This is a genomic window from Luteimonas campi (genome assembly GCF_051162505.1).
GTDB lineage: Bacteria > Pseudomonadota > Gammaproteobacteria > Xanthomonadales > Xanthomonadaceae > Luteimonas.
Map to the genome: position 1 here is coordinate 224851 of NZ_JBNWEM010000003.1, position 17175 is coordinate 242025.

Consider the following 17175-nt stretch of genomic DNA (forward strand, 5'->3'; position numbering starts at 1 on the left):
CTCGTGAAGCAGAAGGCCCCGCGGAAGCGGGGCCTTTGCGTTGTGGATCAGCAGCCGCCCGTCCGGCGACTCACAGCCGGTAGGCCACCGTCTTCATCAGCCTGGAGGCGCCGGCCATCAGGCTGGGAATCGGCTGCGGCAGGATCCGGGCGCCCGCCATCTCGGCGTTGACCGCGTGGCGGGCCTCGTCCAGCTTCATCTGCTGCAGGATCTCGCGGCTGCGCCGGTCCGCATCCGGCAGCGTCTGCAGGTGTTCGTCCAGGTGCGCCTCGACCTGGCGCTCGGTCTCGACCACGAAGCCGAGGTTCCAGCCGTCGCCGCGCAGGCCGGCCAGCACCCCCAGGGCGTAGCTGCCGCCGTACCACAGCGGATTGAACACGCTCGGGCGACTGTCGAGTTCGCGCAGGCGGTCGGCGCACCAGGCCAGGTGGTCGGTCTCCTCCTGGGCCGCTTCCAGCAGGTGCTCGCGGGTGGCGGCCTCGCGCGCCACCGCGGCCTGGCCGAAGTACAGGCCCTGCGCGCAGACCTCGCCAACGTGGTTGATCCGCATCAGACCCGCGGCGTGGCGGCGCTCGCCGGGCGACAGGGCGGCATCCGGAGTGGCGCCGGCCGGATTGGCGCGGACGGCCGTGGGCTGGCCGAGCACGGTCTCCAGCGCCCGCTGCGCCTCGACCAGGACCCGGTCGAGCGGGTTCAGCCGACGTGGCGCGCCACGGGGTGGAGCGGGAAGGGTGGCCGGGAGCGTGGAGGCGGGGGTGTCGGGCATGGTGGATCTCCGGGTGGGGCCGGGCGGGCCGTCCATGGTGGCGCGTGGTGCAGCCCGACGCCAGCGCGAAGGGGCGATGACTTGCATGCGGCCAGGCAGCGGGCTAGAATTCCGCTTCTGTGTTCCAACCCCACAACGCGAGGCGACGTTCCGGATCCCGGAACCAGCCCGACCAGGCACCCGCCCGGAGTCATTTTAGATGAAGACCTTTACTGCCAAGTCCGAGACCGTCCAGCGCGACTGGTATCTCGTCGACGCCACCGGCAAGACGCTGGGCCGCCTGAGTTCCGAACTCGCGCGCCGCCTCCGCGGCAAGCACAAGCCCGTCTACACCCCGCACGTCGATACCGGCGACTATCTGGTCGTGATCAACGCCGAGAAGATCGCGGTGACCGGCAAGAAGCTGACCGACAAGCTCTACCACCGCTTCACCGGCCACATCGGCAATCTCAAGACCGAGACCCTGGCCCAGGCGCTGGAGCGCCACCCCGAGCGCGTGATCGAGATCGCGGTCAAGGGCATGCTGCCGAAGAACACCCTCGGCCGCGCCATGTACCGCAAGCTCAAGGTGTACAAGGGTGCCGAGCACCCGCACGCCGCCCAGCAGCCCCAGCCCCTGGATATCTAAACGATGGCTACCACCCAGAACTACGGCACCGGCCGTCGCAAGTCCTCCACCGCCCGCGTGTTCCTGCGCAAGGGCAGCGGCAACATCACCGTCAACGGCCGTCCGCTGGACGAGTTCTTCGGCCGCGAGACCGCGCGCATGATCGTGCGCCAGCCGCTGGAGCTGACCAAGAACACCGAGACCTTCGACATCCTCGTCACCGCCACCGGCGGCGGCACCACCGGCCAGGCCGGTGCGATCCGCCTGGGCATCGCCCGCGCCCTGGTCGAGTACGACGAAACGCTGAAGACCGAACTGCGCAAGGCCGGGTTCGTGACCCGCGACGCGCGCGAGGTCGAGCGCAAGAAGGTCGGCCTGCACAAGGCTCGCCGCGCCACGCAGTTCTCCAAGCGTTAATGCCGTATCGACGCCATCGCCCCGCGATGGCGTTACAATCCGCTCCATAGCCCCGTCGCCAAGCGGTAAGGCACCTGACTCTGACTCAGGCATTCGGTGGTTCGAATCCATCCGGGGCTGCCAGATCCACGAAAGACCCGCCGCAAGGCGGGTTTTTTCGTTTGCGCTCCCGTGCGCGGAGCGGGGCAGGCGCCGGCCAGGCGTCGACCATGGTGCCGGCGGGGCACGCCTTCCTGGCTGCTTACCGGATACCCGGCGCCGTCCTGCGTGCAGCGCTCCGCACGCTAGAATCCGCCCATGACGGCCCCCTTCCTTCCGCACCTGTCCGACGCGGGCAGCGTCCTGGACGACATGCGCACGCGCGGCTTCGCCGTGCTGCCTTCGCCCGTGGTCGCTTCGCTGGCGCAGGCGGACCCCGCCGATCTGGAGGCGCTCGTCCCGGGCTGGGACGAGCTGCCCCCCGACGCCTATCTGCGCGATGGCGGGCGCTACCGCAGCCGTCGCCACTCATGCTTCGTGGTCGATGCGGATCGGCTGCAGCAGGTGCCGCATCGCGCCCACTGGCAATCGCTGGATTACAACGCGCTGCATGGCGGGATGTTGCGCATGTTCGAACCGATCGCGCCGGCGACCATCGCCGCGCCCGCCTGGACCTCGTTGCTGTGCGGGCTGGGGCGCTGGTGTTCCGCCTTGCGCGGGCAGCAGCCCTGGTACGTTGAGGCGCACCAGTTCCGCATCGACACCGCCGACGGCATCGGCCGGCCGACGCCCGAAGGGGCGCACCGCGACGGGGTCGACTTCGTCGCCGTCATCCTGGTCGGCCGCCACCGCATCAAGGGCGGCGAGACCCGGGTGTTCCAGGCCCAGGGGCCGGACGGCCAGCGTTTCACCCTGCTCGAGCCCTGGTCCCTGCTGTTCCTGGACGATGCCCGGGTGATCCATGAATCCACCCCGATCCAGCCGGAGTCCGACGACGTGCCGGGCCATCGCGACACCCTGGTGCTGACCTTCCGCGCCGGCGCGTTCCAGGGCGACGACTGAACCCGATCCGGCCGCGCGGCTTCCGCCTCGCCCGCCGCGTCCGTCATTCGATACACGCGTTGGACGCGCGGGTGCCCGCGCGGCAGGCAGGTCGGCGGACCCGTGCAGCGGGGCGGCTGGTTACAATTGAAATCACGAAACGGTCCGGAGCAGGCATGAAACTCGGTTCACTGAAGGAAGGCGGCCGCGACGGCACCCTCGTGGTCGTCTCGCGCGACCTGACCCGCGCCGTCCGCGCGGCCGGCATCGCGCCCACCCTGCAGCGCGCCCTGGAAGACTGGGACAACGCGGCGCCACGCCTCAATGCACTGGCCGGTTCGCTGGAAAGCGGCGATGCCGATGGCGTGTTCGAGCTGGAGCACAATGCCCTGGCCGCGCCGCTGCCGCGCGCCTACGAATTCGTCGACGGCAGCGCCTACCTGCCGCACGTCGAGCGCGTGCGCCGCGCGCGCGGCGCCGAGGTGCCCGAGAGCTTCTACACCGACCCGCTGATGTACCAGGCCACCAGTGCCGGCTTCCTCGGCCCGCGCGATCCGGTGCGGGTCACCAGCGAGGATTACGGCATCGATCTGGAAGCCGAGATCGTGGTGGTCACCGGCGATGTGCCGATGGCGGTCACGCCGGAGCAGGCGGCCGCCCATATCCAGCTCGTCGGCCTGGTCAACGACGTCAGCCTTCGCAACCTGATCCCGGCCGAACTGGCCAAGGGCTTCGGTTTCCTGCAGTCCAAGCCGCGCTCGGCGCTTTCGCCGGTATTCGTCACTCCCGACGAGCTCGGCGAGGCCTGGCGCGACAACAAGCTGCACCTTCCCCTGGTCACCCACGTCAACGGCGCATGGTTCGGGGCTCCCGAGGCGGGCGTGGACATGCAGTTCGATTTCGCCCAGCTGGTGGCGCACGCGGCGCGGACGCGTCCGCTTTCGGCCGGAACTCTCGTTGGTTCGGGGACCATCGCCAACCAGGACACATCGCTTGGCGCCTCGTGCTTCGCGGAAAAACGCACCGTCGAAGCGCTGGAGACGGGCAAGCCGGTCACCCCGTTCCTGTCCTTCGGCGACAGCGTGCGGATCGAGATGCTCGATGGCGAGGGGCGCAGCATCTTCGGCGCGATCGAGCAGCGGATCGAGCGCCACGCCGCGCCCTGACGGGCGGGGGACTGACGCGACGGGTGGCGTGCGGACCTCATGCGCGCCGGTCCACGATGGCCTGCCGGGCGGGCCCGGCGCGGGCGTGGGGATGGCCGGGCGCCACGCCGGGCCGTTGCGGCGCACGTGCGCGGAGCAATGCGGGCGCGCGGGGATGCGTGCATCGTGAACAGTGACTGGGGGCGTCGGGCGTGAGCGAAGAACTGCGGCTGTATTCCTACTGGCGCTCGAGCGCGGCCTATCGGGTGCGGATCGGCCTCAACATCAAGGGGCTGGCCTACGAGACCGTCCCGGTGCATCTGCTGCGCGACGGCGGCGAGCAGCTCTCGCCTGCGTTCGCGGCCACCAATCCGCAGAAGCTGGTGCCTGTGCTGCAGCATGGGCAGCGCATGTTCCGCCAGTCGCTGGCCATCCTCGAATACGTCGACGAGGTCTGGCCGGATACGCCGCTGCTGCCCAGCACCTCGCGCGAGCGCCAGCGGGTGCGCGCGCTGGCGCAACTGGTGGCCACCGACATCCACCCGCTCAACAACCTGCGGGTGATGCGCTACCTGGAGGGCGAGTGGAACGTGCCGCAGGCGGAGCGCGACACCTGGACCCGGCACTGGATCATGGAAGGTTTCGACGCCTTCGAGGCGCTGCTGGAGGGCCATCCGGCCACCGGCACGTTCTGCGACGGATTCACTCCCACCATCGCCGACTGCTGCCTGGTGCCGCAGGTCTACAACGCGCGCCGCTTCGGCGTGGACATGGCGCGTTACCCCACGATCGTGGCGGTGGAGCAGGCCTGCATGGAGCTGGCCGCCTTCCGCGACGCCGCGCCCGACCGCCAGCCGGACGCGCCACTGCAGCCCTGACGATTCCCCGGTCGCGGCTGCGCGCGGCGAGCGTGTGGGCGACAGGCGCCCGAAGACTCAGCCCGTGCCGAACACGTCCGCGTAGGGGTCGTGCTCGCCGGTGCCGCCCTCCGAGAGCCGGAACTTCAGGTCCAGGCCTTCGCGCGAGTCGGCCGCGCGCAGGGCGGTCTCGCGCTCGATGCGGCCTTCCTTGTACAGGCGGAACAGGCACTGGTCGAAACTCTCGATGCCGTCCTCGAGCGACTCCTCCATCGCCTGCTTGATCTCGTGCACCTGGCCGCGGCGCAGCAGGTCGCGGATCATCGGGGTGTTGATCAACACCTCGGTGGCCGGCAGCCGGCGGCCGTCCACGCCCACCACCAGGCGCTGCGAGACCACCGCGCGCAGGTTCAGCGCCAGGTTCATCAGCACGTTCTTGTGCGCGGCCTCGGGGAAGAAGTTGAGGATGCGCTCGATGGTCTGGTCGGCGTTGTTGGAGTGCAGGGTGGCCAGGCACAGGTGGCCGGTCTCGGCGAAGGCGATGGCCGCCTCCATCGTCGTCGCGTCGAGGATCTCGCCGATCAGGATGACGTCCGGCGCCTCGCGCATCGCGTTCTTGAGCGCATTGTGGAAGGCGTGGGTGTCGAGGCCGACCTCGCGCTGGTTGACGATCGACTTCTTGTGCCTGTGCAGGTATTCGATCGGATCCTCGATGGTGAGGATGTGGCCCGAGGTCGTGCTGTTGCGGTAGTCGATCATCGAGGCCAGCGAGGTCGACTTGCCCGAGCCGGTGGAACCCACGATCAGCACCAGCCCGCGCGGGGCCATGATGATGTCCTTGAGCACCTGCGGCAGCTGCAGTTCCTCGATGGTCGGGATCGTGCTGCGGATGGCGCGGATCACCATGCCCACTTCGCCGCGCTGCTTGAACACGTTGACGCGGAAGCGGCCGGAATCGTGCAGCGAGATCGCCATGTTGAGCTCGAGGTCGCGCTCGAACTGGGGCACCTGGCCCTCGTCCATCAGCGAATAGGCGATCTTCTTGACCATGCCGGGGGGCAGGCCGGTGTTGCCGAGCGGGTAGAGCTTGCCCTCGACCTTGATGTACACCGGCGCGCCGGTGGTCAGGAACATGTCCGACGCGTTCTTTTCCGCCATCAGCTTCAGGAAATAGCCGATGTCCATGTACCGATCCCCAATGGCCCGCCCCGACCGTTGCGCATCGGGCGAAGGCTGTCGACAATGGCCGCGCACCCCGTAGACGGCACGGCCCCCCAATGGCGACAAGCTTCGCATACTTCAGGACCACGCTGCAGGCACTGGCATGCGGATGCGTGCTGGCGCTCACGGCTTGCGCCACGACGCCCCCGCCGACCGCCGAGCTCGCCAGTGCGCGGCAGGCCGTGTCGCGTGCCTCGGATGCGGATGCCGAACAGTACGCAGGCGATGAACTGGCGCGCGCCGGCAGCCTGCTGGCCCAGGCGCAGGCCGCGATGGCCGAGCGCCGCGAGGGCGAGGCGCGCGACCTGGCGTTGCGCTCGGCCGCGCTCGCCGACCTGGCGACCGCGCGCAGCCGCGAGGCCGCGGTGCGTGCCGAACTCGAGCAGCGACGCGCCGAGGTGGTCGACCTGCGCCAGCGCCTGCGGCTGGAGGAAACGCCATGAAGACGAGCCTGCGCGGCATCGCCTGCCTGTCCTTGCTGCTCGCCCTGCCGCTGGTGCAGGCGCAGACCGGGGACGATCCCGAGGCGGCCGGCCTGACCCAGCGCCTGGTGGCCATCGATGCCGACCCGGCGCGCAATACGCTGGCCTCGCTCGAGCGCCTGCAGGCGCGGCAGGCGGTGCAGGCACTGGCAGCTGCCCGCAGTCGCGCCCGCCCCGCCGCGCTCGAAGTTGCGCAGTGGCGCGTCGAGACCGCCGAGGTGGCGGTGCAGGCCGAACTCGCCCGGCGCGAGGTCGACCGGATCGAGCGCGAGCGCGCCGATCTGTTGCTGGAGGCCAGCCGCCGCGAGGCCGCGCGGGCTCGCCAGGAAGCCGAGCGCCTGCGCATCCAGGCCCAGATCCAGGCCGAAGAGGCCGCCCGCCTGCGCGAAGCGGCGGAAGCCGAATCGCTGGCCCGCCAGGAGGCCGAAACCGTGCTGCAGGGCGTTTCGTCCCGTGAGGCCGCCCGCCTGCGCGCGGCCCGGCAGCGCGCCGCCGAGCTCAAGCGTCAGGAGGAAGAACTGATGCGCAGCCTCGAGTCGCCGCCAGAATCCCCTTGACTGGTTGGCGAAAAGACAGGTAAATCAATGGCTTGCGGCGCCGGATGGGCGTTCGGACGCAGCCGGATCCCTTGAGCTTTCTGAACCTTCCCGGTGTGTGCGCCGGTTTCGTGACGGCTGCAGCCGGCTTCCGGCGGAACTGCCCTTGTCGCCCTCGGCCGGGAGGAGTAGGGTCGGTGCTCCAGGCGGTCGAATTCGTTCCCGGCCGTCTGGCGACTGAGCCAGACCGATGACCGAGCCGATCCCGACACAGGCGCCCACCCCCGGCCACCCAGGCCGCCAGTGGGCCGTGGCAGCGGGATCCGCCCCGCGTCCGGTTTGTACCCCCGACGACGCCCCGTGCCCTCACCGGCCGGGGCGTTCGCATGTTCGCAGGAGGATTTCCATGTTCGAAGGGCAACCCCAGGCGGAACTCGACAAGCTGATCAAGGGCCATCCCGAGTTCAAGCAGCTCTACCAGCGCCACAAGGAGCTGGACAAGAAAGTGCTCGATGCCGAACTCGGCGTACTCCCGATCGACGAGACCACCCTGTCGCTCATGAAGCGCGAAAAACTCGCCGCGAAGGACCGTCTGACCCGCCTCTACGACCTGCTGCAGCACTGACGAGCTTGGAAGTCACGGGCGGCGGCAGCCATCCTCGTCGGTCGCCGCCGCCCGTGAACTGTCCGCCGCACGGCCGGCGGAGGGCGCGACGGGTGCGATAATCGGCCCTTTCCAGGCGCAGCGATCCGCATGACGATCCATTCCTCCGTACTCGAACTCATCGCCGAGACCCCCATCGTCAAGGCACGGCGGCTGGATGCCGGCCCCTGCGAGCTCTACTTCAAGCTCGAGAGCCAGAACCCGGGCGGATCGATCAAGGACCGCATCGGCCTGAAGATGATCGAGGCGGCCGAGGCGCGCGGCGAGCTGCAGCCGGGCGCCACCCTGGTCGAGGGGACGGCCGGCAATACCGGCATCGGCCTGGCCCTGGTCGCCCAGCAGAAGGGCTATCGCCTGATCCTCGTGGTCCCGGACAAGATGAGCCGGGAGAAGATCTTCAACCTCAAGGCGATGGGCGCCGAGGTGGTGCTCACGCGGTCCGACGTGGCCAAGGGGCATCCGGAGTACTACCAGGACCTGGCCGCCCGCATCGCCGCGGAAACGCCCGGGGCCTATTTCATCAACCAGTTCGGCAACCCGGACAACCCGGCCGCCCACGAGCACGGGACCGGCCCTGAGATCCTGCGCCAGATGGCGGAGGTCGGCGGGCTGGACGCGATCGTGTTCGGCTGCGGCAGTTCCGGCACGATGACCGGCCTGTCGCGCTGCTTCGCCGAGCATGCCCCCGATGTGGAGATGGTGCTGGCCGATCCGGTGGGCTCGATTTTGGCCGAGTACATCAACGAGGGCAGTCTCAGCGAGAAGTCGGGCAGCTGGATGGTCGAGGGCATCGGCGAGGATTTCCTGCCCTCGATCTCCGATTTCTCCCGGGTGAAGAAGGCCTATGCCATTCCCGACAAGGAGAGTTTCCTTGCCGCGCGCGAACTGCTGCAGAAGGAAGGGATCTTCGGCGGCTCCTCCACCGGCACGCTGCTGGCGGCGGCCCTGCGCTGGTGCCGCGAGCAGACCACGCCGAAGAAGGTACTGGTGTTCGTCTGCGACACCGGCAACAAGTACCTGTCCAAGCTCTACAACGACTACTGGATGCTGGACAACGGCTTTATCGAGCGTGAGCAGCACGGCGACCTGCGCGACCTGATCCTGCGGCCGTACTCCCAGCGCGATACCGTGGTGCTGGCCCCCGGCGACCTGCTGGTGACCGCCTACCAGCGAATGAAGCTGTACGAGATCTCGCAGCTGCCGGTCATGGACGGGGACAGCATCGTCGGCATCCTCGACGAGAGCGACGTGCTGCTGCATGTCTACGGCGACGAGGCCAGGTTCCGCGATCCGGTCTCGACCGCGATGGTGCGCAAGCTCGACATCCTCGACGTCAAATCGCCGGTCGAATCCCTGCTGCCTGTGTTCGACCGCGGCCATGTCGCGATCGTGGTCGACGGGGCTCGTTTCCTGGGCCTGATCACCCGGATCGACCTGCTGAACTGGCTGCGAAGGCGGGTCCAGTGAGACCCGGGTTCCGGCGGCCCGCGATGCTAGAATCCCGGCCCCGGAATTCAATGGATTCAGCGACATGAAGGACCCCCGCGAGGCGGGCGACGCGGCCGGCTGGGGGCTCGGCACCAAGGCGATCCACGCCGGTCAGGCGCCCGACCCCTCGACCGGCGCCGTGATGCCGCCGATCTACGCCACATCGACCTACGCGCAGTCGAGCCCGGGGGTGCACCAGGGATTCGAGTACTCGCGCACCCACAATCCCACCCGCTTCGCCTATGAACGTGGCGTCGCCGGCCTGGAGGGCGGCAGCCGGGGGTTCGCCTTCGGCTCGGGAATGGCGGCGACCGCGACGATCCTGGAGTTGATGGACAGCGGCGACCACGTCCTGGCGATGGACGACCTGTACGGCGGCAGCTTCCGCCTGTTCGAGCGCGTGCGCAGGCGCAGCGCCGGGCTGGATTTCAGCTTCGTCGACATGACCGATCCGGCGGCGTTCGAGGCCGCGCTGACGGCCAGGACCAAGCTGGTGTGGATCGAGACGCCGACCAACCCGCTGCTGAAGATCGTGGACATCGCCGCGATCGCCGCGATCGCGCGCCGGCACGGTGCGCTGGTCGTGGTCGACAACACCTTCGCCTCGCCGATCCTGCAGCGTCCGCTCGAACACGGTGCCGACCTGGTGATGCACTCGGCGACCAAGTACCTCAATGGCCACTCGGACATGGTCGGCGGCATGGTCGTGGTCGGCGACGACGCCGACCTGGCCGAACGCATGGCGTTCCTGCAGAACTCGGCCGGCGCCGTGCAGGGGCCGTTCGACAGTTTCCTCGCCCTGCGCGGCCTCAAGACCCTGCACCTGCGCATGAAGGCGCATTGCGAGAATGCGCAGGCGATCGCCGAGTTCCTGCAGGCCCACGATGCGGTGCAGGACGTGATCTACCCGGGCCTGGCCTCGCACCCGCAGCACGCACTGGCCAGGCGCCAGATGGACGGCTTCGGCGGCATGGTCTCGTTCCGCGTCAAGGGCGGTCTCGAGGCAGCGAAGCGCTTCTGCGAACGCACGCGGCTGTTCACCCTGGCCGAATCGCTGGGCGGCGTGGAAAGCCTGGTCAACCACCCGGCGGTGATGACGCATGCATCGGTGCCGGTGGAGACGCGGGCGCGGCTGGGGATCGGCGACGATCTGGTGCGGTTGAGTGTGGGGGTGGAGAACATCCTTGACCTGCGCGCGGACGTTGCCGCGGCGCTTTCGTGACGTCTTCGATGGATGGGGCCATCGCAGGCAACGATGCCGAGCCGTTGCCGCCGACGCGGCGGCTGTGGCGTGACCTCGCCGAGAGCTTCCGCAATCCCGGTTTCTGGGCACTGTCGAGCTGGCTCGACATCCTGGTGCGTTCGCGCAAGTCTTACTTGGGGCCGCTGTGGCTGCTGGCCCCCGGCATCGTGTACGTGTTCGGCATCGGCGCATTCTTCGCCAGCATGTTCGGCCGGTCTATCCCCGAGTTCGCCGTCCATGTCTCGCTCGGCATCGTGGTGTTCCGCACCATGACATCGGCGCTGGTGGGCAGTGCCGGCGTGTTCACCGCCAACCAGTCGTTCATCCTCGATGGCCACGTGCGACTGACCGACTTCGTCTTGCAATCGCTGGCGCGCTCGGCTTTCGACATGCTGATGACCGTGCCGGTCGTGGTGGCGGCGCTGCTCTTGTACGGACAGGCGAACTTGGCCGGCCTGTTGCTGGCGGTGCCGGTACTTCTTCTGATCTACCTCAACGCCTTCTGGATCAGCGTGGCCTTCGCGCTGGTCGGCGCGCGTTTCGTCGACTTCGGGCAAGCGTTGGCAACCGTGTCGATGTTCCTGTTCCTGCTCACGCCGATCATCTGGTACCCGGAATCAGTACCCGAGGGCAGCATCCGGGCGAAGCTGATGTTGTTCAACCCGCTCTACCACTTCGTCGAGGTGTTCCGCGGTCCCATCGTGGGCTCCGCCGTACAGCCGGTGAGCCTGTGGGTGGTGGGAGTGTCGACGGCGGGCGGCCTGCTGCTCGCGACGCTGCTTTATCGGCGCTACGCGCGCTTTGTGCCCCTGTGGATCTGACATGACGGCCAGAATCCTCGCTCGCCAAGTCAGCCTAGACGTTCCCGTGTTCCTGCAGCGGGAGCGCCCCGCCACCGGCTGGGCCGGGATGATTCTCGGCGCCGCTTTCGACCCGCCACAGCGCCGACTGGCGCGACTTCTCGATGAAGTCGACCTCGACATCCGCGAGGGCGACCGGGTCGCGATCCTTGGCCGCAACGGCGCCGGCAAGAGCACGCTGCTGCGAGTCCTGAACCGCGTCTACCAGCCCACCGGCGGCAGCATACACGTGCAGGGCAGCTGCCAAGCGCTGCTGAACATGTCGCTGGGCTTCAACGGCGAAGCTACCGTGCGCGAGAATATTTTCCTGCGCGGCGTGGCGATGGGGCTGCGATCGGCGTTCCTGCGCGTGCATCTTGACGGCATCCTCGAGTTCGCAGGACTGGAACACAAGGCCGGGCACCGGCTCCGGACGCTATCGAGCGGACAGCGGTTGCGACTAGGTTTCGCGATCTCCACGTCGGTCCAGCACGACATCATGCTGATGGACGAGTGGGTAGGGACGGGCGACGCCAATTTCATGGCGCGCGCCAAGGCGCGAATGCAGGACCGCGTCGACGGCAGTAGCATCGTTGTGCTTGCCAGCCACAGCATCGGACTACTGCGCGACGTCTGCAACAAGGGCGTGGTGCTCGAGCGCGGCCGGAACGTCTTCGCCGGCGACATCGCGTCGGCCTTGGGAGCCTATAACCAGCTGCTGTCGCGGGTGCGGGCGACAGGCGAATCGCACGAGGGCGACGATGCGCCTGCCACCGAGGGCGGCGCGAACGTGTTCGGCGCAGTGGAGGAAATCCGGCGCCTCGAGTCCGGCCATTTCATGCTGCGCGGCTGGATGGTCGACGACGAAGGCGCGATTCCCTCAGGCCTGATGGTCGAGGTCAACGGCTATCGACACGCCGCCCGGATCGACCGGCGGATCGAGCGGCCGGACGTCCAACGGCATTTCGGCCTGGTCGACGCTGCCTGCGGGTTCGAGGCCGAGGTGCGGATACCGGAAGTCCCTGAACTGTCTGGACTGGCTGGTGCCCGCGTACTCGGCGGCGGCGCTGGCGTCGATGCCGACGCGCCACTGCGCTTGGCCCCGGCGGTGCAGCAACTCCTCGCCGCAAGCACGCAGGCCGCGCCACCGCAGGCACAAGGAAGCGACTGAGCCATGGCCCAATATCAGACTTTCCCGGGTGCCGAGGGTGCATCGCGCACGCTCGACAAGCTCAAGGCATTGAAGCTGCCGGTCCTTGAGGGACGCAGCTTCCTGGACGTTGGCTGCAACGAAGGTTTCTTCTGCGGGTTCGCCGCCTTCCTGGGAGCAAGCCGTGTGGTCGGCGTGGACCGGTCGTCGCTGTTCCTTGATCGGGCGAAGGCGCGCTTCCCTGGTTGCGAGTTCCTGCAACAGGCCTGGGACCACCTTCCGGACGGCCAGTTCGACGTCATCCTGCTCGCATCCGCGCTGCATTATGCGGACGATCAACCGGCGCTGATCCGACGGCTCGTGGAACGTCTCAGCCCCGATGGGATGCTGGTGCTGGAGCTGGGCATCGTCTCCGATCCTGTCAGCGAATGGGTGACCGTCGACCGCGGGATTGACACGCGCCTTTTCCCGACCATGCCCAAGTTGCGGGAGATCCTCGCCGACTACGCCTGGAAGTGGATGGGTCCCAGCGTGGATCAGGCAGGCGATCCGATCATGCGCCATGTAGTGCACGTCTCCAGGCGCCGTCCCCTGGCCTACCTGCTGATGCAGCCGCCTGGCTTCGGCAAGAGCAGCATCGCTTCGCGGCTGTTCGACGCGGCAGGCGTGCGAATTGTGTCGGGAGACCAGTCCATCGCCGCGATCGCCAAGCGCCAGCTGGCGGTGTCGTCGGCGCTGCAGGCGACGGTCGCTGAGGACTACTCGCCGTTCCGGCTCGACCAAGTCATCGCGCGCGTCTTGGAGCGCGGCTTGGGTGGCGATCTTGTCGACGCCTGGACGCGTCTCGCTGGCCCGGGCGACTTTGCCTTGGACATGTTCATTCCCGTCGAGTATCAGCAGTTCATCGTCGAGCGGCTTACCCAAAGCGGGTATCTGCCTGTCCACCTCGGCTGGGAGCGGGTCGGGCCGGCCCTCATGCCGGCGGCGGCGTTGGCCGAGCAGGCCGACCTGTTCTGCGCGTCGCTGGGCGGCGACGAGCCGGATGGGATGGACGCGGGCAAGGGCCTGCGCGGATTCGTGGACGACCTCGGCATTGTCGATGGGCGGTTGCGGTTGCGCGGCTGGGCGATCGATGCGGAAGGGCGCCTGCCGGATGCACTTTGCGTACGCATCAACGGCCAGGAATACCCCGTGCCGTCGTTCGAGGCGCAGGCACGGCCGGATGTGCAGCGTCATCTGCGCCTGGCCCACGCGGAGGCAGGCTATGCTCTCACCTTGGACGTCCCCGGCCTGGAACACCTGTCGGATATTGGCGCGGATTTCGCGGTAACGTCTCCCGCAGGCGGGCGGCTCAGGCTCACCGGCCGGGTGCGCCAGATGCTGCGCCCGGGCCGGACAGGTACGGGCGGCGCAGTCACCGGATCCAGCCGCCGGCCGGCCGGGCCAGCGATGAAGAGCGAGTAGTCATGGACCAGAATGCAGCCGGCGCCAGCGCTGGTCATACCGACACCCGAGTCGACCTCCTCCGCGACGAGCTGGACTTGTGCCGGCGGGAACTTGCCGATGCGCGACTGCGCCAGGAGGCGGTTGAAGAACGCCTCGCCGTTCTGGAGGGCGTCGAAGCCGAGCGTGTCCGCCTGGCGGACCTGCTTGCGCGGCACCTGTCGCATACCCGCGTTGATGTGCTCGCCGTTGGCGGATGGCGTGGCCGGCTTGCCCGACGGCTGCTCGCGCCAATGCTGCGCAGGACCGGCGACGGCGACCCGCAGGTTGCGATGATCGAGGAGTCGGGATATTTCGATGCCGCCTGGTACGTCGCTTCCTATCCTGACGTAGCAGAAGCGGGCGAGCGGCCCGCCGTGCACTACCTCTATCACGGCGGGCGCGAGGGCCGGGCCGCGGGTCCGCGGTTTGACTCGGCGTTCTATCTCACGCGTTACCCGGACGTGGTCCAGAGCGATCTCAACCCGCTGGTGCACTTCCTGCAGCACGGGCGAGCCGAGGGTCGACTGACGACGCAGCCAGTGTATGCACGTCCGGCAAGCGGTGTTCCGGACGGAGTGCGGGCGACGCGATGAGTGCGACTGCTGCCGACTCGCTGGCGGCAATCCGGGACTACCTCAGCGCCAGCGGCGTCTTCGATGCAGCCTGGTATGCCGAGCGGGTACCGGAGGCCAAGGCGTGGCCGGGGGGCGTCCTGGAGCACTATCTCGAACAGGGGCGTTCTGCCGGACAAGCACCCAATGCGGTGTGGGAGGCGGCCCAGTCCTGCGCGGCTTCACCCCCCGAACCGGCCACGGCAGGCGACGTGGACCCGGTGCCGGCCGAGTTCGACATGGCCCTGATCGCCGCGAGTGGTGCCTTCGACGCCGGTTATTACCTTGCCAACAACCATGACGTGGCCGCCAATGGCCTCGATCCGCTCGCGCATTTCTGTCGTCACGGGTGGAAGGAGCTGCGCAATCCGTCTCGGAGTTTCGACGTCTGGTGGTACTGGGCCAGCCATCTCGACCCGGCGAGCGAGCGCGTAAATCCCCTGGTCCACTATGTGAGCCTGGGGGCTGCGCGAGGCCTGGCTGCCAAGCCCGAGCCGATTCCTCGTACGACGACGTCGGCACCTCTCTCTGCGCCGCGTCGCATCTGCCTGTTTGCCGGCTACGACGCGGACGGGCGGGTAGACGACTATGTCGTGCGTTACGTACGCGAACTTTCACGGCATGCGGACGTGTACTACCTGGCCGACTGCTGGATGGCGCCGGAGGAGCTCGAGCGTCTAGCGCCATTCGTGAAGGGAGCGTGGGCGGACCGCCACGGTACCTACGATTTCGGCTCCTGGTCGCGGCTGGCAACCACCTACGTCGGTTGGGAATCGATCTCGGGCTACGACGAGGTGCTGCTGGTTAACGACAGCTGCTACCTGGTGCGGGCGCTGGACGAAGTGTTCGCGAAGATGGACGCGACCGCTTGCGACTGGTGGGGATTGCAAGCGACCAAGGGCATCGCCGCAACCCGGGATGTTCCTGCTAACCGCTTCCAGCAGCGCATTCCGCTCAACGAGGTCGTGCGCGAATGGCTGCCGCGCTACGAATCCGATTACACCTACGACTTCCTCGTCGGGTCATATTTCCTCGCCTTTCGCAAGCCGGCTGCGTCGGATGCGGTCTTTCGCAAGCTGTTGTCGCGGGTGGTGCAGCAGCGCGGCAAGAAGCTGATCATCCAGAAGTACGAGATCGGGCTGACACGCCTGCTGCTGTCGCGCGGCTTCTTGCCAGCGACCTACGTCGACTGGCTCTATCCATTCCATCCCATCTTCTCGGAGACGCACTTCGCTCTCCTCGAAGAGGGGTTCCCCGTCTTCAAGCGGTACCTGCTGTCCGACAATCATTATCTGGCGGTCGACTTGTCGAGCTGGAAGTCGCGCATTCAGGCGATCGTTGCGGAAGCGCCTGTCGAGGAGATGGAGCGCAACCTGCTGCGGGTGGCGGACGACGACAAGCTGCAGCGGAGTTTCTCGGTGCGGATCGCGGGCGACGGCAAGCCGCTGGCGACGAAGCTGCTGACCGGGGACGAGATGGCACGCGAGGACAAGCGCACGCCGAAGTTCGACCACTGGTGGGCCTTTCCCGTGTGCGCCTACGACCACCTGCTGACGGGAAACGAGCGTGCGGTGTTCGAACAGGTGCGGAACGACCCGTCGATCAAGAAGATCGTGCTCACGCGCCGGCGGTGGGTGTCGCTGGAAGGAGAGAACGTGGTGGTGTGCCCGCTCGACAGCCCGGAAGGGCAGTACCACCTGTTGCGGGCGAAGCAGATCTTCGTCAAGCACTCGCCGCGGATCAACGCCAAGTACCCGATCTCGGCGAAGCTGCACAACTTCATCAACCTGTGGCACGGGATCCCGCTCAAGCGTTTCGGCCCGGCATCGCTGGACATGGAGCAGAAGCTGGAGTGGGTATATCGCGAGAACCGCGACTGCCGTGCGGTGATCAGCTCGTCGAAGGTGGACGCGCTGGCGATGGCGGCGGCGTTCTATCCGCTGCCGTACCGGGATGTGTGGATTACCGGCCTGCCGCGCAACGATTTCATCGTCTGTGCCGAGTCGCGCCTTCCGTCGGACTTCCTTGCGGAAGGGCGGCGACTGGAAGCGGAGCGTGCCGGCCGGAAGCTGGTGCTGTTCGCGCCGACGTTCAAGAACGCGCAGGCGGACGGGTATTACCGGTTCTCGGACGACGAGCTCGACTGGCTGCGCGGTTGGCTGCAGGCGAACGATGCCGTACTGGGGGTTCGCGAGCACATGGCCGATCGCGCGCATGCCTACTACGCGCAGCTGTCCTCGCTCGGCGCACTGGACCTGTCGGCGGCCCGTTATCCCAACATCGAGGTGCTGTACCGGCAGTCGGCGGCGCTGGTGACCGACTATTCGAGCTGTGCGATCGATTTCATGTTGACAGGCCGTCCGGTGGTGAGCTTTGCGTACGACCTCGAGTACTACGCGGGCAGCGAGCGCGGGCTGTTCTACGACCTGGACCACGTGTTTCCCGGACCCGTGTGCCGGGATTTCGGCTCGCTCTCCGTCGCCCTTTCTGGTGTGTTCGACAGCCTGCGCGAGAGCGTAGAGACCGGGCTTCGGCATCGGACCTTCTTCGACTACGACGATGACGGCAGTGCCCGCCGCGTCGTCCATCGGGTTCGGACACTGGGCTCCGATGCCACCCCGCGGCCGGTGCGCGCATGAGCGTT

17 protein-coding genes and 1 tRNA gene are annotated in these 17175 nt (G+C 67.9%); 16 read left to right on the forward strand and 2 right to left on the reverse strand.

Annotated elements, in window-relative coordinates; genetic code table 11:
- Nucleotides 1-70: 70 nt before the first annotated feature.
- Nucleotides 71-766 (reverse strand): 2-polyprenyl-3-methyl-6-methoxy-1,4-benzoquinone monooxygenase, encoded by a 696-nt coding sequence (gene coq7 / locus ACQYVW_RS10995; protein WP_434936170.1) that lies wholly within the window; start codon nt 764-766, stop codon nt 71-73.
- 199 nt (nt 767-965) lie between these two features.
- Between coq7 and rplM the strand changes: the two genes are divergently transcribed.
- From rplM to maiA, 6 genes are all read left to right on the forward strand, one after another.
- Nucleotides 966-1394 (forward strand): 50S ribosomal protein L13, encoded by a 429-nt coding sequence (rplM, locus tag ACQYVW_RS11000; RefSeq protein ID WP_434936168.1) that lies wholly within the window; start codon nt 966-968, stop codon nt 1392-1394.
- Nucleotides 1395-1397: 3 nt separating this feature from the next.
- Nucleotides 1398-1790 carry a 30S ribosomal protein S9 gene (gene rpsI / locus ACQYVW_RS11005; protein ID WP_434936166.1) on the forward strand — a complete coding sequence of 131 codons (393 nt, stop codon included), beginning with the start codon at nt 1398-1400 and terminating at the stop codon, nt 1788-1790.
- A 48-nt stretch (nt 1791-1838) separates the two neighbouring features.
- Nucleotides 1839-1913: transfer RNA gene (locus ACQYVW_RS11010), tRNA-Gln, on the forward strand.
- Between the two features lie 174 nt (nt 1914-2087).
- On the forward strand, nt 2088-2831 hold the full coding sequence (locus ACQYVW_RS11015) for a 2OG-Fe dioxygenase family protein (protein ID WP_434947026.1): 744 nt from the start codon (nt 2088-2090) through the stop codon (nt 2829-2831).
- A 155-nt stretch (nt 2832-2986) separates the two neighbouring features.
- Nucleotides 2987-3976 (forward strand): fumarylacetoacetate hydrolase family protein, encoded by a 990-nt coding sequence (locus ACQYVW_RS11020; protein ID WP_434947027.1) that lies wholly within the window; start codon nt 2987-2989, stop codon nt 3974-3976.
- 191 nt (nt 3977-4167) lie between these two features.
- On the forward strand, nt 4168-4833 hold the full coding sequence (maiA, locus tag ACQYVW_RS11025) for a maleylacetoacetate isomerase (RefSeq protein WP_434947028.1): 666 nt from the start codon (nt 4168-4170) through the stop codon (nt 4831-4833).
- Nucleotides 4834-4890: 57 nt separating this feature from the next.
- Here maiA and ACQYVW_RS11030 read toward each other — a convergent pair whose 3' ends face one another.
- Complete coding sequence (locus ACQYVW_RS11030) at nt 4891-5997, reverse strand: PilT/PilU family type 4a pilus ATPase (RefSeq protein ID WP_434947029.1); 1107 nt, start codon at nt 5995-5997, stop codon at nt 4891-4893.
- A 92-nt stretch (nt 5998-6089) separates the two neighbouring features.
- Here ACQYVW_RS11030 and ACQYVW_RS11035 point away from each other — a divergent pair, with 92 nt between their 5' ends.
- The 10 genes from ACQYVW_RS11035 (at nt 6090) to ACQYVW_RS11080 (ending at nt 17170) form a co-directional block, all read left to right on the forward strand.
- Entirely contained in the window at nt 6090-6476 is a 387-nt protein-coding gene (locus tag ACQYVW_RS11035) for a DUF4398 domain-containing protein (RefSeq protein ID WP_434947030.1), read from the forward strand.
- Complete coding sequence (locus ACQYVW_RS11040) at nt 6473-7072, forward strand: hypothetical protein (RefSeq protein ID WP_434947031.1); 600 nt, start codon at nt 6473-6475, stop codon at nt 7070-7072. Before ACQYVW_RS11035 ends, ACQYVW_RS11040 begins: the two co-directional genes overlap by 4 nt.
- 385 nt (nt 7073-7457) lie before the next feature.
- Entirely contained in the window at nt 7458-7676 is a 219-nt protein-coding gene (locus tag ACQYVW_RS11045; protein ID WP_434932537.1) for an HP1242/YdcH family protein, read from the forward strand.
- Nucleotides 7677-7805: 129 nt separating this feature from the next.
- Nucleotides 7806-9182 (forward strand): pyridoxal-phosphate dependent enzyme, encoded by a 1377-nt coding sequence (locus ACQYVW_RS11050; protein ID WP_434947032.1) that lies wholly within the window; start codon nt 7806-7808, stop codon nt 9180-9182.
- Nucleotides 9183-9246: 64 nt separating this feature from the next.
- Nucleotides 9247-10425 (forward strand): cystathionine gamma-synthase, encoded by a 1179-nt coding sequence (locus tag ACQYVW_RS11055; RefSeq protein ID WP_434947033.1) that lies wholly within the window; start codon nt 9247-9249, stop codon nt 10423-10425.
- Nucleotides 10426-10433: 8 nt separating this feature from the next.
- A complete protein-coding gene (locus ACQYVW_RS11060; protein WP_434932534.1) occupies nt 10434-11267 on the forward strand; it encodes an ABC transporter permease in 834 nt (277 codons plus the stop codon).
- Nucleotide 11268: 1 nt separating this feature from the next.
- Nucleotides 11269-12456 carry an ABC transporter ATP-binding protein gene (locus ACQYVW_RS11065; protein ID WP_434947034.1) on the forward strand — a complete coding sequence of 396 codons (1188 nt, stop codon included), beginning with the start codon at nt 11269-11271 and terminating at the stop codon, nt 12454-12456.
- Nucleotides 12457-12459: 3 nt separating this feature from the next.
- Complete coding sequence (locus ACQYVW_RS11070; protein ID WP_434947035.1) at nt 12460-13899, forward strand: class I SAM-dependent methyltransferase; 1440 nt, start codon at nt 12460-12462, stop codon at nt 13897-13899.
- A gap of 2 nt (nt 13900-13901) precedes the next feature.
- The gene (locus ACQYVW_RS11075) at nt 13902-14513 is read left to right on the forward strand and encodes a hypothetical protein (RefSeq protein ID WP_434932530.1); all 612 of its coding nucleotides are present in this window, start codon (nt 13902-13904) and stop codon (nt 14511-14513) included.
- Complete coding sequence (locus tag ACQYVW_RS11080; RefSeq protein WP_434947036.1) at nt 14510-17170, forward strand: CDP-glycerol glycerophosphotransferase family protein; 2661 nt, start codon at nt 14510-14512, stop codon at nt 17168-17170. Before ACQYVW_RS11075 ends, ACQYVW_RS11080 begins: the two co-directional genes overlap by 4 nt.
- Nucleotides 17171-17175 lie beyond the last annotated feature (5 nt).